The sequence below is a fragment of the Pseudoalteromonas sp. MMG006 genome, assembly GCF_018101025.1.
In the GTDB taxonomy this organism is placed as follows: domain Bacteria; phylum Pseudomonadota; class Gammaproteobacteria; order Enterobacterales; family Alteromonadaceae; genus Pseudoalteromonas.
Genome location: NZ_JAGJEJ010000018.1, coordinates 1 through 25273 on the forward strand (window position 1 = coordinate 1; position 25273 = coordinate 25273).

Below are 25273 nucleotides of genomic sequence, written 5' to 3' on the forward strand. Positions count from 1 at the left end.
TCCTATATTCCTATATTCCTATATTCCTATATTCCTATATTCCTATATTCCTATATTCAGATTAACTTCAATATACCCATTGTAAACTCACACTGTTTTTCTTTAACCATATTGATGATGCTTTATAATCTGGGAAGAAACGCTCAACATGTTGCCAAAAAGCGGTACTGTGGTTTAGGTGGCGTAAATGCGCTAACTCGTGGACAATCACATAATCAATAACATGATAAGGCGCTCCAATTAGATGCAAATTAAATGTGAGCTCTCGTTTGCTATTACAACTCCCCCATTTTCGCTTATAAATAGCTATTTTCAGACTTGTAGGTAATTCTTCGTCCATTTGCTGGCAAAAATACGCTAAACGCATTTCTATATATGCAGTTAGCTGCTCTTTTAGACATTCTTCAAGAAGTTGTTGGTGTTTTTGCAAAGTATTTTTGACACGCGAAGAGTGTGTAATAAGCAAACTATCGTTAGAGTTTATTACTTCAGACTTAACACTTTCCTTGAACGATAAATTTACAACGTTATTAAATATTAAAACTTGTTTGTCTTTAAGCGGTTTCTGCCTGTTGTCAGTTATATTAAGCTGCTTAGTTAATTGCGCACTGACCCATGCCTGCTTATCAAAAAGCCATTTATCGATGTGTTTATTGCTTACAAAGTGAGGAGCATATACCGTCACTTTTTTATCATGCACTTTGATAGCAACCGTTTTACGTTTTGTACTTTTCTTTAACTGATATTCAAACACTTTCATACTCATTAATAGTATTGCGACGAGAATACTCACCAACAATTAATAAAACTAAATAAAGTATACCCTTTCTTAATTAATCCAATTCATTAATTTACTTCGGTTGTACAGTAAAAACTTAAATATAGCTCAATAAGTTTAATTCAGTCCTATTATAGGTACTGTATAATAAAAAACACCGACTAAAAAACTAACCGCTGATAAATAAAAGAAAACGAAAGGTAATAAATTCGTTATTTTAACCAGTTCATTGAATTAACCATTTATTTATTAATTAATTAGATTAAACTTAATAAATAAAGATTATATTTTGAGCCATTATGCTATCAGCTTTTTTTATCACAGACCAAGATCCTAGCTTAATCGTTAATGGCGTTTACGATCCTCTATTAGTTTTAATGTCGTTGCTAGTTGCTATTTTTGCAGCCTTTTTTACCACTCGGCTTATAGACTTAGCAAAAGAAGCTCAATTTCCTAGCTACCAGCGTTTAGCTAATGTGACCGCTGCTACTGTTTTTTCTGTGGGCATTTGGAGCATGCATTTTATTGGCATGCTCGCCTTTTCTCTGTGTACTAATATTGATTATGACCCAATAATTACATTACTGTCTTTTATCCCAGCATTTGTAGCGTGTCAGTATGCTGTATCGATGCTTGTTAATAGTAGAGGTAACTTAAAAGTATTATCGATTTCTTCTGTATTACTAGGAGCTGGTATTGGCACTATGCATTACAGTGGTATGGCTGCAATGGATCTTGCGCCTTTACTTAGATATGACCCATTAATGTTTGGTTTATCGATTATTATTGCTGTTGCCCTTTCCTTTATAGCTCTGTATAGCCGCTTTAATCTGGAGCGTTTTTTACCTTTTTTATCACCTCTTCAAAATAACTTAATTAGCGCTATTATTTTAGGAAGTGCCGTTGCTTGTATGCACTATATGGGAATGGCCGCTACACGTTTTGTAGCTACATCACCTCTAATTTACGATGATGCTAACGCAACCGCAGGGCTAACCTTTATCGCCATCGCAGTCGCGACTGCAACTATAGCAATCACGAGCGTAGTTGGTGTAATAAATGGTATGGTTCGCTACCGTATGCTACTTGAAGATAAATCAGCAAACGAATCTCGTTTAAACGCTATTTTAGGCACCGCTATAGATGGGATTGTTACCATTGATCATACTGGCATTATTTTAAGCTTTAATGAAGCTGCAAGTAAAATTTTTGGCTGGCAAGAACACCAAGTTCAAGGCAAAAACGTTAAAATACTCATGGACGACAACATCGCTAAGCACCACGATAATCATCTTCTAAACGCTCAGAATATAGATTTAGGTAAAGTAATAGGCATAAACCGTGATGTATATGCTAAGCACATGGACGGACAAGTATTTCCTATTCGCTTAGGTATAGGTGAAGTAAATCAGCCGGGCTATAACCCTTTATACGTTGGTTTTATTACCGATTTGACAGAGCAGCGTGCTTTACAAAAAAGTTTAGAAGAGAAAGAGCAAAAGTACCGCTCTCTTATCGATAATATGCCGGGGGTGGCATTTAGGTGCAGGTTTGATGACAACTGGACGATGTTATTTATTAGTCCAAATATAAGTGAGCTTACAGGTTATAACCCCAATGAGTTTATAGAGCATTGTATTGAATTCAATGATTTGGTCTTAAAAGCAGATCAAAAAAATATCGTTGATGAAGTCACTAAAGCTGTTGAAACAAAGTCTCAGTATTCTATTGAATATCGAATTAGACACAGAAATGGCAAAATTTTATGGTTATTAGATAAAGGGAGTATTGATTTTGATTCTCAAGGTAACCCTAAATGGATTGATGGTGTCATAGTTGATATAACTGAGCGCAAAGAATACGAAGAAAATTTAGAGCAAGCTAAATTTAAGGCAGAAGAAGCCGCCCACGCTAAACAGTCCTTTATGGCTAATATGAGTCATGAAATTAGAACGCCGATGAACTCAATTATAGGCTTTAGTGATTTATTAATGGATACGCCGCTTAATCAAGAGCAGCAAAAGCACTTGGTAACAGTAAATAAGGCCGCACGCTCATTACTTAGGCTATTAAATGAAATTTTAGACTCCGCTAAACTAGAGCGCGGCAAACTAACTATAGAGCCTGTTCATTTTAGCTTAAAACCTGTCATAGACAGCATTATTTCTACCTTTTGGCTTGAGGCTAAAAAGAAAGATTTAAATCTAACGCTAAAAATAAAAGAATCGGTAAGCAGCACCTATTATGGCGACCCAGATCGTTTAAGGCAGGTGCTTACTAATTTAATTGGCAACGCAATTAAATTTACAGAAAAAGGTTCTGTTACTGTCACTGTGGGTACAACACAAAACCAGCACTTATTTTTTGAAGTTCAAGACACAGGTATTGGTATTGCTAAAGATCGTGTCAAAGCTGTATTTCAACCTTTCGAACAAGCAGACGGAACTACAACAAGAAGATTTGGTGGTACAGGCCTTGGTACAACAATAAGTAAACAACTAGTCGAGCTTATGGGTGGAAATATCGACCTATTTAGTGAGCTTGGTAAAGGCACTTGTTTTTATTTTTCACTACCGTTAAGCATAGGTGATGAAACTAAAATAGACTTTTTTGATGGCCTTCATACGCAACTACCTGCACTCAGGATACTTGTAGTAGACGATATAGAACAAAATACCGAGTTGCTTTCAATATTACTGTCACGCGATCAACACCTTATTACCAAAGCATCTAATGGCCTTGAAGCAGTTAAAGTATTCGAGCAGCAAGATTTTGATGTCATATTAATGGATATACACATGCCTGAGTGTGACGGCATTCAAGCAACACAAAAAATCAGAACAATTGAAAATCAAAGACAGTTAAAATACACCCCAATCATTGCGCTTACAGCCAGTGTGTTACAACAAGATAAATTAACGGCTAAAAAAGCTGGAATGAATGGCTTTGCCAATAAGCCAGTCGACATAAACCAGCTAAATCAAGAAATAGCGCAAGTACTAGGCTTAGGGGTTGCTAAGGAGGTAGCAATCACTCAAATTGACCCTCAAGCGCAGCACATTGATTTTGACAAAGGCTTGATGCTTTGGGGATCAAAATGCAAACAACTGACGGAAATTACTAAATTTATTAACGACAGTAATCAACGTTTTGAAATTTTATTCACTGAAAAGCTGTCTGATATAAAAGATGTACACAGTCTAGTGCACACACTAAAAGGTGTTGCTGGCAATTTAGGCTTAACAACGTTGATGAAATTATTAGCTACATTAGAGCAACAACCACCTCAACAAGAGCTAATAAGTACATTAGATGCAATTAAAAATGAACTCACTACGATTACCAAGCTATTAGCTAGTAACGAATGTGCTGAGCCAGAGTCAGTTAAAAATAGCTCAGACGATAACGTACTCAGTACTGCTGAAGTAGAAGCCTTATGCAAAGCATTGAGTCAAGACGCCCAAAACGCTGAACTAAATGATGATCTGCTGGCCAAACTACAACGTAACGTATCAGCAAACTTGCAAGGTGAAGTTAACGAAATCGTTGATGCATTTGACGAGTTTGATTTTGATAGTGCACAGACAAAGCTTGAACATTTACTTAAAAACCTAACATAAGAATGAGTATTTAATTAATGGATTTTTCCACAGATAGGCCTCGTATATTAATTGTTGATGATGAGCCTGCAAATCTTAAAGTAATGCGTGAAGTGTTAGGTAATCAGTACAGAATGTCGTTTGCTAAATCTGGCAATGCTGCACTTGCTTTACTTGAAAAAGAGCTTCCTAAGTTAATATTACTCGATATTATGATGCCAGATATGAACGGCTTTGAAGTATGCCAAAAAGTTAAAGCCAATCCAAAAACATCGCATATCCCAATTATTTTTGTAACTGCACTTGGTGACGAAAGCGATGAGTTTAAAGGCTTTGAACTGGGTGCTGTAGATTACATAACTAAACCTATTAGCCCTGCAATAGTTAGAGCACGTGTAAAAACACATTTATCGTTAGTTCAAGCTGAGCAACTTAAGCAAGCCCACGTTGATTTAGTACATCGTCTTGGCAGAGCTGCAGAATACAAAGACACTGACACTGGCGAGCATATCGCCCGCATGAGCCAGTACAGCAAAGTACTTGCTTTAGCACTAGGTATGGACGAGTCTGAGGCCGAACTGTTACGCCAAGCAGCCCCTATGCATGATGTAGGTAAAATTGGCATACCCGATGCTATTTTATTAAAGCCTGGGCGTTTAACAAGCGATGAGTTTGAGCACATGAAACAGCATGCTGTAATAGGTGCGCAAATTCTAGCCAATTCGTCATCACCCCTTTTACAACTTGCACATACCCTTGCTATGGAGCATCACGAAAAATGGGATGGAACAGGTTACCCAAATGGGATAAAGGGTGAGGAAATATCAGTTGAAGGGCGTATTGTAGCGATTGCAGATGTATTTGACGCCCTTACATCAAAGCGCCCCTATAAAGAAGCATGGAGCGTAGAAGAAACTGTTGAGCATTTGAAGTCCCAAGCAGGCAGTCACTTCGATCCTAATTTGATCAATTTATTTATTGAAAAGCTCGATGATATTATTGCCATTAAAGAGGCAAACCAAGAGTTAGTTTAATTAGCCTTAGCAGTATGAGAGCCTAACTCAACATTTTTATAAATACGCTTGATATACTTATAGTCATGAGAGGTAATCTCATGACTATTACTACTGTCGTCTTTAAAATACATCGAAAAAGTAACACCGTGGTCAGCTAATACCGTTTTTATCTTTAATTGCTCCAAATGCTGTAACCACATTACAAATTGCTCACCCGTAGCTGCAAACGCAATCCCTTTACTACGCCCGTCACCTTCAAATAATGCTAATCGGGTTGTTTTATTATGATCTTCAAGTGTTAACGGGCCCTTGCCATTTTCATTCCAAAAAGCGAGTTCCTCTACAACTTTAAAGCCAAGCACATTCTGGTACCAATCAAGCGCATCCTTTATACAATCAACATTTAAGTGACAGTGATCTATGCCAGATAATAAAGGGGCGCTCATATTATTGCCCTATCTCAGATTTAAGCTGCTCTAAAAAAGCATGCATGTAATCCGTGCGTCTTTGCGCCTCTGCTTTAGCCGAAGGCGTATTCATACTTTTAGCAATATGTAGCAACTTTATATAAAAGTGATCTAGTGTATAGGTTTTATCATCTGGCTCGCGGTTAAGGCAAAACGGGTCATCAGGGTTATACAATAAACGACTTATTGAGCCCCCTACTTTCATACATCGACTAACGCCAATAGCACCAAGTGCATCCATTCTGTCGGCATCTTGTACTATTTGCGCTTCTATGGTTTTAATTGCAATGTTGGCACTAAAACTATGCGCTGCAATCGCATGGTGAATATCATCAAACAGCGACTCGTCATAATTAATTGATTTTAAAAACTCAATCGCCTTATCGGCAGCCATCGTAGAGGCTTTTGCGCGATCAGGGTGATTCTTAGCAACTGCCACGCAATCGTGCATCCACGCTGCAGGTAGCACAACATGCATATTTGCCTGCTCAGCCTTACATAGTTGTACAGCAACGCGTACAACCCGTTCAATATGTGTAATATCGTGGGCAACATCAGCATGAACTAATGATGTTATAAACGTCCTACATTTTGAATTAAGTATTTCTAAATCGGGGCTTAAAGCTACATCGGGCACGTTACCATTCCAAAAACTAATTAATATCTGATTTATCCGTACTTTACCGTGCTTTATACCCGCCATGCAAAACATTCATTGTATGTTGCGCCCTGCTTGACTAAAATACAGCGCTTATTTATTACTACTGAGAAGCCCTATGTCATCTGCCGTTTACCTACAAGCTGGTCGCGAAAAATCATTAAAAAGAAAGCACCCGTGGTTATTTTCAAAAGCTATCAAAAAAATTAAAGGTAAACCGGGTCTAGGCGACACAGTTACTATTCACGATAGTGAAGGTAAGTTTTTAGCCACTGCTGCTTATAGCCCACATTCTCAAATAAGAGCACGAGTATGGAGCTTTGACGAAAAAGAAGTAATAGACCAACACTTTTTCGAACGCCGTTTACGAAGAGCCCTTGATGCACGTGAACACGTTATTTCTGAAGGCGGCTTAACAGGCTTTAGATTGTGTGCCGCAGAGTCTGACTATTTACCAGGTGTGACCATAGATAAGTTTGATAACGTATTGGTATGCCAATTACTTAGCGCAGGCGCTGAGCGTCACAAAGGTGAAATAGTCGGCGCGCTTATGGCTATTTTCCCAGGCGCTAGCATTTATGAGCGCTCAGATGTAGATGTACGTACTAAAGAGGGCCTTGAACCAATTAAAGGCGTACTGTGGGGCAACGAGCCTAAAGAGCCCGTTCTTATTGAAGAAAACGGTTTAAAACTTGAAGTTGATATTATCGAAGGCCATAAAACCGGTTTTTATTTAGATCAACGCGACAGCCGCGCTGCCCTTGAGCGTTTTTCAAAAGATAAAACCGTGCTTAACTGTTTTAGCTACACTGGTACATTTTCGTTATACGCGCTACGTGGTGGCTGCACTCACGTTACAAATGTTGATGTATCTCAGCCAGCGCTTGATACTGCAAAGCGTAACGTAGAGCACAACAATTTAGACTTAAATAAAGTCGACTTTGTAAAACAAGATGTATTTAAGCTGTTGCGCCAATACCGTGATGAAGGCAAGCAGTTTGATACTATTGTGATGGACCCGCCAAAATTTGCCGACAACAAAGCACAGCTAACTGGTGCGTGCCGTGGTTATAAAGACATAAACATGATTGCTATGCAAATACTAAAGCCAGGCGGTACATTATTAACGTTCTCGTGTTCGGGCTTAATGGAGCAAAATTTGTTTCAAAAAGTGGTGGCTGATGCAGCAATTGATGCAGGAAAAGAGCTATTAATTATGGAGCGATTAAATCAAGCAGCCGACCACCCTATTGCTGGTAGCTACCCTGAAGGCTTTTACTTAAAAGGCTTAATTTGTAAGGTTTACTAGTCGTATTTTCGAAAGAGACATTATTGGGTTATCTATATCCATTAATGTCTCGACTTTAAATACTTATTGAGTATGTAGATTAACTAATTAAATTGTATAAACTTTAATCCAGCTGTAATCGTGCCGTCCTCTTCTTTACTCGCACGAATAACCTTAGCGGTAGCATTAAGCGAAGCAATACTGGGGTGTGTAGATTCAATATTTACCTGCAGTAAAGTATCAAGCTCAAGTAAATCATCCAAATGTAGTGATAGCCCAGTAGCACTCAAATCTACGCACTCTGCGGTATATTTTAACCCTGCTATTGGCTCAATAGTAGTCAAGCTTGCAGGCGTATTTACCTGCATACGTCTAAAATCTCGCTTATCGTCAGTAAACATAAGTATCCTCTAAACAACCGTGTTAATTTCTTCTAATAAAGCACCCATAGAAAACGGCTTTACAACATACGCGTCGCAACCAGCATTAAAGCCCGCTTGTTTTTCAGATTGGGACTCAAGGCCCGATACCATAACAACAGGAATATTTTTTGTCTCAGGGGTGTGTTTAAGCATTCGACAAGTATCATAGCCATCAAGACCTGGCATACATACATCTAGCAAAATTATATCTGGCGGGTTAGCAATAGCTGATGAAAGACAGCTTTGCCCTGAATCTGCATAGCTTACATCAAATTTCGAAGTCAGTGCTGTTTTAAGCATTTCATAATTGAAATACTCATCATCTACCACTAATAACCGCTTTGTTTTATGTTCAACCAATGAGGACATAACTATGTCGCTTCCTTCTCAAAACAAAAATAAATCCCTCTATTAAGGTACTAAGCTTAATAGAAAATGCAAGTTTTATTCTATCTCTTTTATCGCATTTATAATCCGCTTTGCAGATATTGGGTAAGGCGTGCCTAGCGTTTGTGCAAACAACGAGACCCGTAACTCTTGCTGCATCCAAAAGATAGCTGTCACCTCATCAGGTATTGGCAATCCTTTAGGTGTTTTATTTACTAGTTTTTTGTATTCTTGCGCTACTTTTTCTAGTTCTAAAACACATAAGCGATCTCTGTTCGGATCTACCGGAAGTTTTTCTAAGCGCTTTTGAATCGCTTTTAAATACCGAATCAAGTCTGTTATTTTATCCGCGCCATGAGCACTTACAAACCCTTTAAAAATAAGCGACTCAAGCTGGGATTTAATATCCCCATGTGCAGTAATCATGGTTAAATCAACGCGACCTTTCATTTTTTTATGAAGGCTATGTGCGATGCTCAGTACTTGCTCTACTTGTGTGGCAATTAATACAACGGCATCACCGAGCTCGCCACGTATTTGCTCTTTTACCGCTTCAAACGCATTTTCGTCGCGAATATCGCCATGCTTAACAAGCAAGCTATCAACCCCAGCGGCAATACAGTCATCTATTAAATCTGCAATTTTACCAAATGGATTAAAGTACAAACCAAGTTTGGCTTTATTGGGTAAGTTTTGTTGTAAATACTTAATTGGCGAAGGCACGTTTAATAAAACTAACCGGCGCAGGCCTTTTTGATGGGCCTGCTGCGCTTTTACTTCACTGTCAAATAACTCAACTGCAGCCGCTGATTTTTTATCCACCAGCGCAGGGTATGCTTTAATTTCGTATTGGCTTTGTTTTTTAACGTACGAGGCGGGTAACTTGCCAAAATCCCATTGTGTTAAGTCTGCTTTTTCAATACCTTTGTCGGCTACTTTTGATAGCGTATCGGTTACTTTACCTTGCAGCTGCGCTTTTAGCTTAGCTAAATCAAGGCCACGCGCAAGCAGCTTATCGTGCTCATCGCGCACCTCAAATTGTAGTCGTAAGTGCGCAGCAAGTGCGCTTAAGTCCCACGCATCAGCATCTACTCTTACGCCCGTCATTCTGAGTAATCGGGTAGTAAGCGCCTCTATTAGGCTGCCTTGTAGTGGCTCAATTGCCGCGAGCACTGCATCAGCATAATTAGGTGCAGGTACAAAATTACGACGCAGCGATTTAGGAAGCGATTTAATCAAACCGCTAATTAATTCGTGTCTAAACGCGGGAATATGCCAATCAAAGCCACTCTCTTGTACCTGGTTTAATAGCGCAACAGGTATTTGCACTGCAACACCATCAACGGCTTGGCCCGGATCAAAATGATAAGTAAGCGGTAAAATAATGTTGTCTTGTTGCCATGTATCTGGGTAGTCAAACTCAGTAATGTTACTTGCACCGTGCTGCATAAGCTCTTCACGGCTCATGTGTAAGTAGTGTTTGTTTTGCTGTTTTTGAGTTTTATACCACTTTAAAAATGCCGCACGGTTATTAATTTCTCTCGGTATTTTTTTATCGTAAAACTCATAAAGTGTTTGCTCATCAACTAAAATGTCACGGCGTCTAGATTTATGCTCAAGCACTTGTATGTCTTCTATCAGCTCACGATTAAATGCTAAAAACTGCTCATTTAAACCCAGCTCTTGCTCAACAAGTGCAGTGCGTATAAATAGCTCACGGCTCACTTTTGGATCTATATTGCTATAAACACAGCGGCGTTTATTAACAACTAATAAACCATAAAGAGTTTGCTGCTCAAATGCGATAACTGCACCTGGCTTTTTCTCCCAATGTGGCTCTGAATAGCTACGTTTAACTAAGTGCTGAGCGAGTGGCTCTACCCAAGTAATGTCTATTTTTGCATTAGTACGTGCGTATAATTTACTAGTTTCTACCAGCTCCGCCGACATCATCCATTTAGGGCTTTTTTTAAATAAACCTGAGCCCGGAAAAATATGGAACTGACTATTACGTGCACCTTTGTAAATTTGTTTTTCGTCTTTAAAACCAATATGACTTAGCATGCCGCTTAATAACGCTTTATGCACTAACTCGCCATCAGCCGCTTGGCTGGTGGCTTTCATGCCCATTTCATTACATACAGTGCTAATTTGATAAACAATGTCTTGCCACTCTCGAAGACGCATATAGGCTAAAAAGTCTTTTTGGCATAACTTTCTAAATTGACTATTGGTCAGCTCGCTTTGCTGTTCTTCTAAGTAATTCCACAGGTTTAAAAATGCAATAAAGTCAGAATCTGGATCGTCAAAGCGGCCATGTTTTTCATTTGCTGCAGCGCGTTTTTCTTGTGGGCGTTCTCGTGGATCTTGAATAGATAACGCCGCGACAATAATTATTACTTCACGAAGTGCACCGAGTTTATGCGCGGTCAGTACCATTTTTGCCAAACGAGGGTCCACAGGTAAACGGCTGAGCTCTCGACCCGATTGTGTGAGACTCGTTTTATCACGATTTTTTGCAGGTTTTATGGCTTGTAGCTCTTCAAGTAGCGTTAAACCATCGTTGATATTACGACTATCGGGTGCTTGAACAAACGGAAACTCACTCATATCACCGAGACCAAGTGCTAACATTTGCAAAATAACAGACGCTAGATTAGTACGTAGTATTTCAGGGTCGGTAAACTCTGGGCGCGATAAAAAATCATCCTCAGAGTACAAACGGATACAAATACCTGCCTCAACACGTCCACAACGCCCCATACGCTGATTTGCACTCGCTTGTGAAACTGGTTCAATAGGTAAGCGCTGCACTTTAGTACGGTAGCTATAACGGCTAATTCGCGCAGTACCTGGATCTATTACATAACGAATACCCGGCACGGTTAACGAGGTTTCGGCAACGTTGGTGGCTAAAATAATATGCCTACGTGAATGCGGTGCAAAAATGCGGTTTTGTTCAGCGTTAGACAAACGCGAATAAAGCGGTAAAACATCGGTGTGTTTTAAATTACGCTTACTAAGCGCATCGGCAGTATCACGTATTTCACGCTCACCGTTTAAAAATATGAGTATGTCACCGGGGCCTTCTGCGCAAAGCTCATCAACCGCATCAAAAATACCTTGTAGCTGGTCGCCCTCTGCTTCCATCTCATCTTTTTTAATATCAGAGATTGGATTGTAACGCACATCAACAGGGAAAGTACGACCAGATACTTCAATAATAGGTGCATCATTAAAATGCTTTGAAAAGCGCTCAGGATCGATGGTTGCAGAAGTAATAATAACTTTTAAATCAGGGCGTTTTGGCAGTAAGTTTTTTAAATACCCTAAAATAAAGTCGATGTTTAAACTGCGCTCATGCGCTTCATCAATAATAATGGTGTCGTATTGATTTAAAAACCGGTCATGTTGTATTTCAGCAAGCAAAATACCGTCGGTCATCAGTTTTACATAGGTGTTGTTAGAAACCTGATCGCTAAAACGAATTTTAAAACCAACTTGTTGGCCAAGTTCGCATTTCATTTCCTCAGCAATCCGATTAGCAACACTTCGCGCAGCTAAACGCCTTGGTTGGGTATGACCAATAAAGCCATCAACCCCACGGCCAAGCTCCAAACACATTTTTGGTATTTGTGTTGTTTTACCTGAACCAGTTTCACCAGCAATAATAACAACTTGGTTGTTTGCTATGGCGTCTTTAATTACATCCTTTTTCTGACTTACCGGTAATTGCTCTGGGTAAGTCACTTTAGGCAAACCAGCAAGACGTTTTTCGCGGTTTTTTTGGCTACGGGTAATATCGGCCGCTATTTTTTCAATGGCATTAGCTTGTTTGTTTTCATCGTTTATTTTTTTTACGCCGTGTAGGCGCTTTTTAAAAATAAATTGATCTTTTTTTAAGCACGTTTTTAGCTCGCCAAACAACTGACCTAGGTTTACCACCCGCACACCTTATAAAATTAGTAAAAGAGCGTTAATTGTATCAAACTAAACGCGCTGGGTTAATGCTACAAAGTGCATAACTATAGACTTAATAAGCTATTCGTCGTTAAAAATACCCACGTAAGTTGCTTGGGTGTTCGATTTACTGGCGCGATACATACCTGAGGTATTAAATGGCAAACTAATATTGCCTTTCGCATCGACAATAATTACCCCGCCCGTACCACCTATGGGGGCAAGCACCTGATTAATAACTTCATCACCCGCTTGTGCAATGGTTTTATTTTGGAATTTAACGCGCGCACAGATATCACTCGCTACGTTGTATCGAATAAAGTATTCCCCATGCCCCGTTGCCGATACTGCACACGACTCGTTTTCAGCAAATGTACCTGCACCAATTACGGGGGCATCACCTATACGGCCAAAGCGTTTAGCTGTCATGCCGCCCGTAGATGTACCCGCAGCTAAATTACCATGTTTATCAAGTGCAACAGCGCCAACTGTGCCCATTTTATATTCAGTAGGAAGTGTTTTATGTACCGCTTGGTAATTTTTACTAGTTGCCTTGGCTTTATCTAGTTTTTGTTTAGCTTTTAAAAGTGCCTCATAGCGATGTTCAGTATCAAATATATTATTTTCGATAAGCTCAACGCCCTGCTCTTTAGCAAATTCTTCAGCACCTTGACCGCTAAGCATGACATGTACTGAGTTATCCATTACCAAACGCGCTAACTTAATTGGACTTTCTATGTGCTTAATACCCGCAACAGCGCCCGCTTCACGGTTTCGTCCATCCATTATTGACGCATCTAACTCATGGCTACCATCGTAAGTATAAACAGCACCTCGCCCTGCATTAAAATAAGGTGATTGTTCGAGTATTTGTATCGCAGTGGTTATTGCATCTAAGCTCTCACCGCCCTTTTCAAGTACCGCATAACCGGCTTCAACTGCTTCACTTAATTTAGCTCTGTAGGCTTTTTCTTGCGAGTGCGTAAATTTTGCTTTTTCAATTGTTCCCGCGCCACCATGAATCGCAATAGCAAATGGTGCTTGCTCACTCAAAGCACTATTACTTAGCGTTAAACACGCACTGGCAATAATTGATAATACTAATGTTTTTTTCATGGTGATCTCTTTTTGTATTAAGTGTTAAAACAATCTGAAGGGTTACAACGAAGATTTCAACTAATGTACGTTTAATGGCATAAAAAAAGCGCCCTAAGGCGCTTTTTAAAATTTAACGTATTTATAATTAAGCTTGTTTAGCTTTTAAACGCGCTAAACGTGCTACTTGGTGAGTAGACGTTAAGAAAGAGTAGATAGGTGCTAGGTAACCGCGCTTACGAAGCTCTAAGAAGTCAGCATCGCTTAACTCGTTTAGCTTTTTCTCGTCGATAAGGTAAATACCGTTGATGTCTTTTTTCTCGCCTTTAATATCTACTGTTAACGTTTGCGCTATTAGTAGTTCTTTATCAGCAAGGAATTTAGTGAACGCTTCAGTTACTTGAGAAAACTCAATAAACGATACTAGCGCTTCTTTACGACGTTTTAGGTAATCAGTTTCTTCACCATTTTCAAATAACGCATTACCTTCTTCTTCACCAACCAATGAGCTTGCTTCATCGATAACGATACCGTATTGATCTTGGTCTGGGTGCTTAACTAAACCTAGTGGGTAACGAGTTGTTGCCATTGGTGCAAATGCTGCAGTCCATTTACCGTCTTCTACAAAAAGGTTTTCGCCTGGCTCTAGGCCAAACATAGCTACTGCTTGGTAAGTGCCAGCTTCGTTATTTTTAACGAATGACATTGGGAACTCATTTGCTACGCGTGCAAACTCATGTGCAACTACTGGCACTAAATGTTGAGTTTTCATAAATTCTACGTTGATGCCGTTTTGAATTTTAGTGTTGGCATGTTTTTCGTTGTGTAAAGGCTGTACTTGTTGCTCCGCCATGTTACTGCTCCGTTATTTTTAATTTATATGTTTCATTGTTAATACCTTTAGGCTAATGCTTTTGAAGTAAAAAAGGAAGGGAAACTTTTATGACAACCGTCATGAAAAAATAAAATATAACTAAATCTGTGCGTTGCTAAAAAACGTACAGCAAAAACTTATAAAATACGATTAAAAACAACACACTGAAAGAGCGTTTTTTATACACCAAAAGCAAAACCATTAACATTGGTTAACAGTAATATGGCAGTTTTATGCTTTGCGCTGTATTAAATTTAGGCAAATAAAAAGGCAGCTTAAATAAGCTGCCTTTTCTGGGTAGTTTAAAGCACTTAAATTAAGGTGCCCAATATACCTCAATATTAATACTTGGGTGGTTTAGTACAGCACGAAGAGGCATATCATTTACCTCCCCCCCTGCTTTTGCTTGCTTATAAACTGCGAGTTTCTCTTCACCGCTTATCAGTAGCTTAACCACTTTAGAATTTGCTATTGCATTTAACGTAAGAGTCATACGCTCAGTAATACTACCGGTTACGTCACTTTGTATTGCGTTAATGGCGCAAACAGTTTGCTCAGTAGTTAGACCGTGCTCTAAGCCCTCTGCATTTGGAAATAAAGACGCAGTATGACCATCGGGGCCCATACCTAAAATAGTTACATCGTATGGCGCCTTTAAAGCACTGTAAGCGGCTTCACATACTTGTGTGCCTTCTTTTGCAGTTGCTGCATCGTTTTTCATTGTAATGAAGTTTGCTGCACTGCCGTAGTTTTGAAGTAACGTGCTATTAATAAACGCTTCGTTACTTTTTTCGTGGCTTGGCTCAACCCAGCGCTCATCAACCATGGCAACATCAACATTTTGCCAATCAAGATCAAGCGTTGATAAATGCTTGTACGCTGGTGCTGGTGACGAGCCGCCAGAAACCATTAATACAGCACGGCCGTCATTTTTGATGCCATCACGTAATGATTGTTCAAGTGTTGCTGATAACTCAGCTGTTAGCGCGTCTTTATTATCAAAAAACTTTTCAACGAGTGTTGCCATGTTTATACCTTATCGCCGGTGTTAAACCATACATGGTTGTTTTCAGCTAATAATTCATCTGCATCATCAGGGCCCCAACTACCAGCACGGTAAAGTGCAGGTTTACCTTTGTCCTGCCAGCGATCAATAATTGGATCAATCCACTTCCAAGCTTGACGTACTTCATCACGATGAATAAATAACGACGGGTTATTGGCAGCCGCATCTAGCATTAAACGCTTGTATGCATCTGAGTGGAAACCGTTGCTGTAAGCTTGCGAAAGCTCAATATTCATTGTTACCGGCTCTAATTGCATTTCAAGATTATCAAGGCGCTTAGACATAAGCGTCAATTGAATCGTCTCTTCAGGTTGCAAACGAATAACGAGGCGGTTTGGCTCAATATTACCTACGTTATCTTCATAAATATTATGAGATACTTTTTTGTATTCAACCACAATCTCAGCACAGCGCTTAGCCATGCGTTTACCTGTACGAAGGTAAAAAGGAACACCAGCCCAACGCCAGTTATCAATGTGAGCACGAATAGCTACAAAGGTTTCTGTTTTACTTGAACCTTCATTTAGCTCTTCTAAGTAACCCGGTACAATTTTACCGTTTAAATCACCCGGTACGTATTGGCCGCGTACAATATTGCTATCAACATCGCCATCTAATAGCGGACGAAGTGCTTCTAACACTTTTAGTTTTTCGTTACGAATACTATTAGCGTTAAGCTTATTCGGTGATTCCATTGCCACTAAACAAAGTAGCTGTAACAAATGGTTTTGTACCATGTCACGCAATGCACCGGCTTTATCGTAAAAGCCAGCACGGCTTTCAAGGCCTACAGTTTCAGATAAACTAATTTGAATATTATCAATAGATTTAGCATCCCACATATTTTCAAACAATGAGTTTGAGAAGCGTAATGCCATTAAATTTTGAACCGTTTCTTTACCTAAGTAGTGATCTATACGGAAAATTTGCTCTTCATCAAAAAACTCTGCAATTTTACCGTTAATAGCTTCAGCTGAATCGCCGCAGTAACCAATTGGCTTTTCAACAACGACACGAGACGTCGGTGTAATTAAGCCTTTAGTTGATAGTATTTCACAACATGTGCCGTACACAGCCGGTGGTAGTGATAAATAAAATACGCGAGATTTAGTACTATCGTGCTCATTTAAAATACCTTTTAGCACGTCCCAATTATCGTCTGCTTCAGTTACGTTACAGACTACTGGCACTAAAAATGTAGAAAATGCTTTCCAGTCTTTAGCGTTAAACTCGCCTTTGCTTAAAAATTCTTGTAGTGCTTTGTGCGCTGTTTCTACGTATTCAGCACGTTTGGCTTCTTCGCGCACTGTTGGTAGGATACGTGAGCCTTCAGGTAAGTTACCTTCTTGATATGCTCTGTACATTGCAGGTAGCAATTTGCGTAACGCAAGGTCACCACCGCCCCCAAAAATTATAATATCAAAAGGATTAAGCATAGTTACTCTCTACGTTATGATACCCGGTGCATTAAAATAAACGCGGGTATGCCTATTTATTGCTAGATTAGATGGCTTATATAGCATGATTGTATAAAAGCCTGCTGAATTGTTGTGTTGTACGGATGTTTATTGTTTTAGTTTGCGATATTAAATGAGCCTTAGGGGTCCTGTATCTCCTCTCACAAAAATACAGACCCTAAGAACTCCAGCGCTACCCGTTCAAAGGTACTCGGTTTGCTTATCTTGCGATAAGCTAAATTGTTACTGCGTACGATGCTGCTTGTAGTACGCCATTAATCCATTTGTTGAACTGTCGTGAGCATGTTTAACGCTATTATCAGTCAGTTCACTTTCAATCTTAGAGGCTAGGCCTTTACCTAACTCAACACCCCATTGATCAAACGAACAAATTTCTAAAATTATGCCTTGGCAGAAGATTTTATGTTCATACAGGGCTATTAATCTACCCACTGTTTTTGCATCTACGGTGTCTAACAGCATAGATGTAGTTGGGCGATTACCTTTATGAATTTTATGATTTAATAGTTCATCAATTTCTGCTTGCGATTTACCCTTAGCGCTTAAATCTGCTGTCACTTGTTTGGCATCTACACCACTCATCATCGCTTCTGTTTGCGCTAAAAAGTTTGATAGTAGAATATCGTGGTGTTTATCAACATTTACTTGTGGTTTCACTGAGGCAATAAAATCAGCAGGTACAACTACATTCCCTTGGTGCAAGCATTGGTAAAATGCGTGCTGCCCGTTAATGCCTGTCATACCCCAAATAATCGGCACTGTTGTATATGGTACTGTTTCGCCTGCAAAGTTGACATGCTTACCATTACTTTCCATTTCGCCTTGTTGTAAATACGCAGGCAACATATGAAGCGCTTGGTCATAAGGTAAAATAGCTTGTGCTGTATAACCTAAAAAGCTGGTATTCCAAACACTAAGCAATGCCATAATAAGTGGTATATTTTGTTCAAAAGGAGCTGTTTTAAAGTGCTCATCTACTTCAAACGCACCTTCTAAAATAGCTTCAAACGCGTCATAACCTAAATATAAAGCAATGGGTAAGCCTATCGCACTCCACAGTGAAAAGCGACCGCCAACCCAATCCCACATAGTGAATACGTTTTCATCCGCGATACCAAAAGCGGCTGTTTTTTCTAAATTTGTGCTTACCGCAACAAAGTGCTTCGCAATAATAGTGTCATCTTTTGCTGTTTGTAAAAACCAATCAACGGCTGTTTTAGCATTTGTCATGGTTTCTGAGGTAGTAAATGTTTTTGACGAAATAACAAACAATGTTGTTTCAGGGTCAATTGCCTTTAATACCGATGAAATTTGTACGCCATCTGCGTTTGATACGTAATGCACATTTAACGTGTCATCAGCCAACGCTTTCAGTGCCTCGGTTGCCATTTGCGGCCCCAAGTTTGAGCCACCAACACCGATACTTACCACATCTTTTACTGGTTTACCGGTGTAACCTAACCACTCGCCACTACGTACTTTTTCAACAAATACTTTAATTTTTGCCAGTTCATTATCTACAGCTTGTGTCACGTTTTCGCCATCAACCACTAACGATGTATGCGCACGATTACGTAATGCGGTATGAAGCACTGAACGACCTTCAGTGATATTTATCTTTTCGCCGCTAAACATTTTATCGCGCCATGAGGCAATATCACACTCTTTAGCAAGTGACATTAAGTTGGCAAAAACACTGTTATCAATTAGCTGCTTTGAATAGTCGAATAATACGCCTGGTATTTGAGTCGAAAATTGAGAGAAACGTGTGTCATCTTGTGCAAATAACGTCTTAAGATGTGTTTGTTTCATCTTTGCAGCATCTTGCTCTAATGCTTGCCAACTTGCTAATTGCGTTCGGTTAGACATGTAAGTACCCTCTAATTCTTTCAATCAATTGATTTAAAAATGCTTTTTATAAAAGCAAAACTCTCACACTGTTTTTTATACTAAATTTAAATGTCGATAGCATAACTAAAAATGCAAAAAAAGTGCTGTTTTTATAATTTTAGATGCAGATGATAACGCAATTTTTAGCTTTTGACACCGGTATCATAAAAATTTTATAAATTAATTGTCCCTTAATTTTAAAGGCACTGATATAGCTTAAACCCAAAAAATGAAATATTAATGACTTTTAACGAGTGTTTGTATATTTATCTAATAAGTATGCATAAATAAAAAAGTCGGCCTTAAAGCCGACTTATTATTAACCGCTGCTGTTAATTACTCAGTGCCAAGCCACCATTTAAGTTATAAACGGTTTTATACCCTAGCTGCATTAAATTATTAGCCGCTATTTTTGAGCGGTTTCCGCTTCGACACAATAAAATATAACTATTGTTTTTACTAAGCTGCCCTTCAAATACCGCATTAGCCATTCTGCTAAGTGGTATATTTAATGTGTTTACGTTTGGAGTATTAAATAACTGAGCTACATTAGTAGCGCCATGCTCATATGGTTCTCGTGTATCAATTAAATAAGTGTTATCAGTGCCAAGCATTACTTTTGCATCGTCAAAACTTAGCTGTTGTGTGTCAATTTTTGGCAGCGCATTTACATAACCACACAACTGAGTGTTACTAACTTGTTTTTGTACATCGTATTGCTGCTTTTGCACTGCAAACTTATCGATTGTAATCTCGCCATTGTTTAAAGCTTTTAATAAAGGCGTTTGCTTTTGCTGAACAGCCCAGTTCATAGCAAAACACTGCTGATAGTCATGCCCAGAGCAAATAATACTGCTGCCTGTAAGCTGCATGCTTAATGTTAAAATAGACTGCGCCATTACTTTAGCATCGCCCCCTTTGAGCGATGTGTTACCAAGCCCCGCAGGTAGTATTAAATCGCCACAAAAACAGTATTGCGTTTCACCCGCGCTATTTTTTAATAAATAACTAACGCTATCTTCGCTGTGTCCTGGTGTCGCTACTTTTTCAAGCACGTCATTTGCTAAATTGATTTTAGCCAGATCAATAGGCCAACCAAGTGCATCAACCTCACGATTCACAAGCCTAGATGCTAATACACTGGTTAATAGCTGTGTTGCAGACTCTCGCTCTTGATGATTATGAGTGTTAAGTACCGCTGCTACCTTTAAGTTTTGCGTATTCGCTATTTTTTCAAATCGGGGAATTAGCTCTATAATTGGGTCTATAATAACTGCATGTTTATCATCGCTCACATACAACCAGCTACACGCGCCCTGATGCCTAAATTGAGTTAACCCCAGTGCGCACACTTCTTGTTGTGGTGTAGTGCTGTCAGATACGATTAAACAGTTTGCTTGCAGTATTTGTTTTAAAGCACGAATACGCTCACAAGCATGAGTTATATCTTGCTGCGTGGCAGCTGGGCCAAACGAGAGCCTAATTGCATTTTCGCTTTGCCATTTACTTGCGCCCATTGCATCAAGTACAAAGCTTTGCGCAGCACCTGTACTACACGCAGACCCGCCACTAACACGAATGCCAGCCGCGTCAAACAAATCAATTACTTCTTTTGACGTTAAATCGTTTACAGCAAAGTTTAATGTTGTTGGTACTGAATGCTCAAAACGATGGTTAAACGTAATATCGCCAAATGTATTTTTTAATGCTTCGTGTAACTCACTGCGATAGCTATTTAATGTCTCTAATGACTTAAAGGTATCATCTGTTTTATCAAGTAATAAGCTAAAAAGCTTATTTAAACCTGCAATACCTGGCAGGTTTTCTGTACCTGAACGCATACCGCTTTCTTGTCCGCCACCGGCTATAAATGGCGTGTAAGCACTGCCTTTTTTAATATAAAGTAAACCAATCCCTTTGGGGGCATAAAGTTTATGCCCTGAAAACGGCGCGTAATCTATCGTTGTATCGCTAAGCGCAAGCGCTTGCTTACCAAGTGATTGAACGCAATCAACCATCCACGATACATTTTTGTTACGGATGCGAATTACTTGCTCTATTGCCGCTAAATCTTGATACACGCCAGTTTCGTTATTAACCGCCATTGTGCAGATCATCAATGCGTTATTAATATGCTTTGCAATAAAATCTAAATCTAAAATACCGTTACTATCAACGGGGATAGCAAGCACTTGGGCGTTTATTTCAAGTACGTTATTCCAATGCTTTAATGTATTTGGCACAGCTTTGTGCTCTGTAGCGCCATAAAGTAACACTGGGTTTTTAATCGTGTGTTTTTTAGCATTAATAAGCGTAGAAACTACCGCCGTTTGAATGCCCTCTGTAGCACCAGAGGTAAACAAAATGTCGCCGTTTTTAGCACCAATAACGGTGCGCGCTTTATCGCGTGTTTGTTCCAATAAGTGTTTAGCTTGAATACCACTAATATGTGGGCTAGAAGGATTACCAAAACATATTTGCATAGTATGGGACACCACATCGGCAATGCATGGCAACACTGGTGTTGTTGCATTCGCATCAAGGTAAACTTGTTTTAGTGGTTCATCGGGCAATAAAAACTCAGACATTAAAAAACGCACCTTTATTACTAAAAAATATATCTTATTACCAATAGTACATAAATTTAGTGGTAATGAGTAATAACTCTTTAGCAACTTAGGTGCGTTTACTATTCTTTTTTATACTAAAAATTTGTTTGTAGCGTTACTCTGCCAACTCTTTAGTTATTTCTTCATGTGTTGATGACCACGCATTTATTAATGCTTTTACAAGCGATGCTAATGGAATGGCAAAAAACACCCCCCAAAAACCCCACAGGCCACCAAAAAATAACACTGCCACAATTATAAACACGGGGTTTAAGTCAACCGCTTCCGAAAACAACAGCGGCACTAATACATTGCCATCAAGTGCCTGGATGATTCCGTAAATTATTAAAATGGTCCAAAACTGCGTTTCAAGGCCAAATTGAAATAACGCCACAGCGGCAACCGGAATAGTAACAAGTGCTGCGCCTATAAAAGGAATTAATACCGAAAAGCCAACCAGTACGCCTAAAAGCGCCGCATAACGAAGCTCTAAAACAGTAAAAGCGATGAACGAAACGCCGCCAACAATTAAAATTTCAAACACTTTACCGCGAATGTAATTCATTATTTGCTGGTTCATTTCATTCCATACCTGCAAAATTAAGCGCCGTTGCTGCGGTATAAGTTTAGCAGCGCTACCTGTTAGCTCTAACTTATCTTTAAGCATAAAAAACACAAGTAGCGGCACAAGTACTAAGTAGATAAGCCATGCCACCACATCTTTTAACGACGTAAGCGAAAACGATAAAACCACTTGGCCAAACTCAATAATTTTGTCCTCAACAGTTGCGACTATCGCTTGCACCTGTTCAATATTAATTAAACTTGGGTATTGCTCAGGCAGTGCAATTAAATACAACTTACCTTGCTCTAGCATGTGCGGGGTTTCTTGTACTAAATTACTGGTTTGTTTCCAAAGTACAGGGCCAATAACCAAAATAAGGGTAAGCATAATGCTTATAAAAATTAGCATTACAATGACCGTAGCACCAAAACGTTTTACACCAAAGCGCTCTAAATGCACTACCGGCCAATCAAGTAAATAAGCAATTACCAGTGCCACTAAAACCGGCACGATTAACGAACCAAAAAAATAAAGTAAGGCTACCGAGGCTAATAATAAAAATAATAAAGTAACCGAATGAGGATCCGAGAACTTCCTTTCGTACCATTCTTTTACGTATTCAAACATGTAATGGCTCCACTAATAACAACCCTTGTTGTCTATCATAGTTGTAACGATAAGCATTTTTTTGCAAAAAGCGCTCTATGTCATGTGCACTTTCGTCTTTGTTTACACTAAAACGAATACGCTGTTTTGATGACTGTGCATTTTTTAAGGCAAGTTTAAACTGCACAAACTGCTGCGGACATTTAAACGGTTTTAAATCACGCTCTAACATAACGGCTTTACTCGCATAGTAAATGAATAATAAGTCGCATATTGTCGGTCAATATACTTATAAAGCATGAACAGCTGTAACTTTTTCTTAAAACAAATCATGCAATAGTTTATCCTTGTGAAATAGTTAGCAGTAAGGATAAGTTAATGTCTGGAACGCATAATAAAGCGCATCTACCAAGTAATCCAACACTCAAAGAGATTAATTGGTTTAAAAAACAGATTAACTGGGGCGAGCTGCCTCCTTTTTATCATTTAGTGGCATCTTCGGTTAGTGAATCAGAAGGTGTGTTAGAACACGGATTTGATAACGCAGTAAAAAGCTTACTCGATAAACGCAACTGGAACTTAGACTTACTAGATGGCTACGAAGATAACTTTGGTGAAATACATACAAAACATAAACCACGCATAGCACTGCACCAAGTATTTACCGACAGAGGTTTTGAGCTGTGGGCTCAACCTTATGCAAAAGATGTTATTGTTGATCAATACATCAAAGACAACCGTTTTATGGAATTTAGAGTGTGGGATCCACATTCGATGAAAAACTTAATAAGAATAAACCAGCTTCATAAGTTTATTGGCTTTTATTTTGAACGTGGAGATAAAGCCGATAAAGCACTTATTTTACATGCGCACAAAGTAGTACATAAAATTATTACTTTTTTACAGCGCGAATTGAACGTTGTAAAGCTTGACGGAGTCACAATAAAAGAACTCTACCAATTGTGCGAAAAAGACAGCCGCGCAAGCAGTGACGAAATAGATATTGCCAAAATAGCCATTGGCGAACCATTAAACAAGGAATAAAATGCAGCTAAAATCAGCATTTATCACTTTATGTAGCGCCGCACTAACATTTAGCTTATTAGTGAGTGAACCATTAAAGGCGCAGACTAACTTTACACTTCCTGATTTAGGAACCTCCGCATTACAAGTCCTGCCACTTGAAAAAGAGCAAGCCATTGGCGAAGTCATGATGATGCAGATACGCGGTTCATCACCTGTTATAAACGATCCTGTGCTTGACGAATACCTAACAACTATCGGCAGAAAACTAGTAGCAAATGCTAATGATGTACGTTTTCCGTTTTCGTTTTTTTGGATTAATAACTCAGAAATAAATGCCTTTGCGTTTTATGGCGGACATGTAGGTGTGCACACAGGACTGATAGCGCAAGCCGATAACGAAAGCCAATTTGCATCAGTACTTGGCCACGAGATTGCTCACGTAACACAGCGCCATTTAGCGCGTAGAATTCAGCAACAACAAGACAATAGCGCGATGACAATAGCCGGAATGATCGCCGGTATCTTAGCAACCGTTGTAGCGCCAGATGCGGGTATTGCTATTATTTCAGCAAGCCAAACACAATCTGCATTTAGCCAGTTAACACATAGCCGCTCTGCCGAGCAAGAAGCCGACCGTATTGGTATGCAAACACTTAACAACGCAGGCTTTGACGCACGCGCCTCGAGTGAGTTTTTAACAAAGCTCGCTGCACAAATTCGTTACAAATATAAGCCACCCGCGTTTTTACTTACTCATCCACTGCCTGAAAGCCGTGTATCTGATGTGCGTTTACGCGCCGAGCAATATCCTCAACGTCATATAAACCCAAGCCTTGAGTTTAATTTAGCTAAAAGTCGCGTACTTGCCCGCTACGATAACAAACCAGAACAAGCCGAAGATTTATTTAGAAAACTATTACGCGAAAATAACTACAGTAACATTGCCCTTAAGTATGGTTTAGCTATTAGCCTACTCGATCAAGATAAGTTAGACGAAGCAGCGCCAATTCTTGATAAGTTATTAAAAAACGACCCTAAAAACTTATTTTATATCGACACCCACACAGATTTACTTATAGCGCAAAAAAAGGCTGATGAAGCCGTTAAATTTTTAGCCGATTTAAACCAATACCGCCCTAATAATCAGGTTATTACGCTAAACTACGCCAATGCAGCACTTGAAGCTGAGCAATACAAGCTGGCAGAAAATATACTTAAAAGTTTTTTACTAGAAAAACCAGATCATAACTTAGGTAAACAATTACTTGCTGATGCGTATAAAAAACAAGACAAGCTTGCTGCCTATCATGAGGCAAATGCTGATGTACTATCGCAATACGGCGCATATATAAAGGCCGCAGACGAAGTACAAAAAGCACTTAATTTTGTAGAGCCAACAGAACTTGTTAAGCAACAACGCTTAAAAGCACTACTTACCCAATACCGACGTTTACAAAAAGAGCTTGCAAGACTTTAAGTCTGCAAGCGC

The 25273-nt window shown here is 39.2% G+C and carries 19 protein-coding genes; 5 read left to right on the top strand and 14 right to left on the bottom strand.

The window, feature by feature from the left end; all coding sequences use genetic code 11:
* Positions 1-67: 67 nt before the first annotated feature.
* On the bottom strand, positions 68-766 hold the full coding sequence (locus J8L73_RS15260) for a SprT family zinc-dependent metalloprotease (RefSeq protein ID WP_211018353.1): 699 nt from the start codon (positions 764-766) through the stop codon (positions 68-70).
* A 311-nt stretch (positions 767-1077) separates the two neighbouring features.
* Here J8L73_RS15260 and J8L73_RS15265 point away from each other — a divergent pair, with 311 nt between their 5' ends.
* Positions 1078-4398 carry an MHYT domain-containing protein gene (locus J8L73_RS15265; RefSeq protein ID WP_211018355.1) on the top strand — a complete coding sequence of 1107 codons (3321 nt, stop codon included), beginning with the start codon at positions 1078-1080 and terminating at the stop codon, positions 4396-4398.
* Positions 4399-4415: 17 nt separating this feature from the next.
* The gene (locus tag J8L73_RS15270) at positions 4416-5411 is read left to right on the top strand and encodes a two-component system response regulator (protein WP_211001675.1); all 996 of its coding nucleotides are present in this window, start codon (positions 4416-4418) and stop codon (positions 5409-5411) included.
* On the opposite strand, the gene J8L73_RS15275 is transcribed toward J8L73_RS15270, so the two are convergent.
* Both J8L73_RS15275 and J8L73_RS15280 read right to left on the bottom strand, forming a co-directional pair.
* Positions 5408-5839 (bottom strand): VOC family protein, encoded by a 432-nt coding sequence (locus J8L73_RS15275; protein WP_211001674.1) that lies wholly within the window; start codon positions 5837-5839, stop codon positions 5408-5410. The two genes, J8L73_RS15270 and J8L73_RS15275, sit on opposite strands and share 4 nt — an antisense overlap.
* Position 5840: 1 nt before the next feature.
* Positions 5841-6497 (bottom strand): HD domain-containing protein, encoded by a 657-nt coding sequence (locus tag J8L73_RS15280; RefSeq protein ID WP_211018434.1) that lies wholly within the window; start codon positions 6495-6497, stop codon positions 5841-5843.
* Positions 6498-6636: 139 nt separating this feature from the next.
* On the opposite strand from J8L73_RS15280, the gene J8L73_RS15285 reads away from it, so the two are divergent.
* Entirely contained in the window at positions 6637-7827 is a 1191-nt protein-coding gene (locus tag J8L73_RS15285; RefSeq protein WP_211018357.1) for a class I SAM-dependent methyltransferase, read from the top strand.
* Positions 7828-7910: 83 nt separating this feature from the next.
* Here J8L73_RS15285 and J8L73_RS15290 read toward each other — a convergent pair whose 3' ends face one another.
* From J8L73_RS15290 to J8L73_RS15340, 11 genes are all read right to left on the bottom strand, one after another.
* A complete protein-coding gene (locus tag J8L73_RS15290; protein ID WP_211001672.1) occupies positions 7911-8207 on the bottom strand; it encodes a PilZ domain-containing protein in 297 nt (98 codons plus the stop codon).
* Between the two features lie 9 nt (positions 8208-8216).
* On the bottom strand, positions 8217-8597 hold the full coding sequence (locus tag J8L73_RS15295) for a response regulator (protein WP_211001671.1): 381 nt from the start codon (positions 8595-8597) through the stop codon (positions 8217-8219).
* 75 nt (positions 8598-8672) lie between these two features.
* Positions 8673-12560, bottom strand: a complete 3888-nt coding sequence (gene hrpA, locus J8L73_RS15300; protein WP_211018358.1) for an ATP-dependent RNA helicase HrpA — start codon at positions 12558-12560, stop codon at positions 8673-8675.
* A 96-nt stretch (positions 12561-12656) separates the two neighbouring features.
* Entirely contained in the window at positions 12657-13691 is a 1035-nt protein-coding gene (locus tag J8L73_RS15305) for an isoaspartyl peptidase/L-asparaginase (RefSeq protein WP_211018360.1), read from the bottom strand.
* Positions 13692-13818: 127 nt separating this feature from the next.
* Positions 13819-14523 carry a SapC family protein gene (locus J8L73_RS15310; protein ID WP_211001668.1) on the bottom strand — a complete coding sequence of 235 codons (705 nt, stop codon included), beginning with the start codon at positions 14521-14523 and terminating at the stop codon, positions 13819-13821.
* Between the two features lie 337 nt (positions 14524-14860).
* Complete coding sequence (gene pgl, locus J8L73_RS15315) at positions 14861-15571, bottom strand: 6-phosphogluconolactonase (RefSeq protein WP_211018362.1); 711 nt, start codon at positions 15569-15571, stop codon at positions 14861-14863.
* 2 nt (positions 15572-15573) lie between these two features.
* Positions 15574-17046 (bottom strand): glucose-6-phosphate dehydrogenase, encoded by a 1473-nt coding sequence (gene zwf, locus J8L73_RS15320; RefSeq protein ID WP_211018364.1) that lies wholly within the window; start codon positions 17044-17046, stop codon positions 15574-15576.
* 264 nt (positions 17047-17310) lie between these two features.
* Positions 17311-18957 carry a glucose-6-phosphate isomerase gene (gene pgi, locus J8L73_RS15325; protein WP_211018366.1) on the bottom strand — a complete coding sequence of 549 codons (1647 nt, stop codon included), beginning with the start codon at positions 18955-18957 and terminating at the stop codon, positions 17311-17313.
* A gap of 353 nt (positions 18958-19310) precedes the next feature.
* Positions 19311-21566 carry an aminotransferase class V-fold PLP-dependent enzyme gene (locus J8L73_RS15330; protein WP_211018368.1) on the bottom strand — a complete coding sequence of 752 codons (2256 nt, stop codon included), beginning with the start codon at positions 21564-21566 and terminating at the stop codon, positions 19311-19313.
* Between the two features lie 136 nt (positions 21567-21702).
* Positions 21703-22779, bottom strand: coding sequence for an AI-2E family transporter (locus tag J8L73_RS15335; protein WP_211018370.1), 1077 nt, complete (start codon positions 22777-22779; stop codon positions 21703-21705).
* Positions 22772-22990, bottom strand: a complete 219-nt coding sequence (locus J8L73_RS15340) for a sulfurtransferase TusA family protein (protein ID WP_211001662.1) — start codon at positions 22988-22990, stop codon at positions 22772-22774. Before J8L73_RS15340 ends, J8L73_RS15335 begins: the two co-directional genes overlap by 8 nt.
* Before the next feature lie 146 nt (positions 22991-23136).
* On the opposite strand from J8L73_RS15340, the gene J8L73_RS15345 reads away from it, so the two are divergent.
* Together J8L73_RS15345 and J8L73_RS15350 are read left to right on the top strand one after the other, a co-directional pair.
* Positions 23137-23802, top strand: a complete 666-nt coding sequence (locus J8L73_RS15345; protein WP_211018371.1) for a hypothetical protein — start codon at positions 23137-23139, stop codon at positions 23800-23802.
* A gap of 1 nt (position 23803) precedes the next feature.
* Positions 23804-25261, top strand: a complete 1458-nt coding sequence (locus J8L73_RS15350) for a M48 family metalloprotease (RefSeq protein WP_211001660.1) — start codon at positions 23804-23806, stop codon at positions 25259-25261.
* Positions 25262-25273 lie beyond the last annotated feature (12 nt).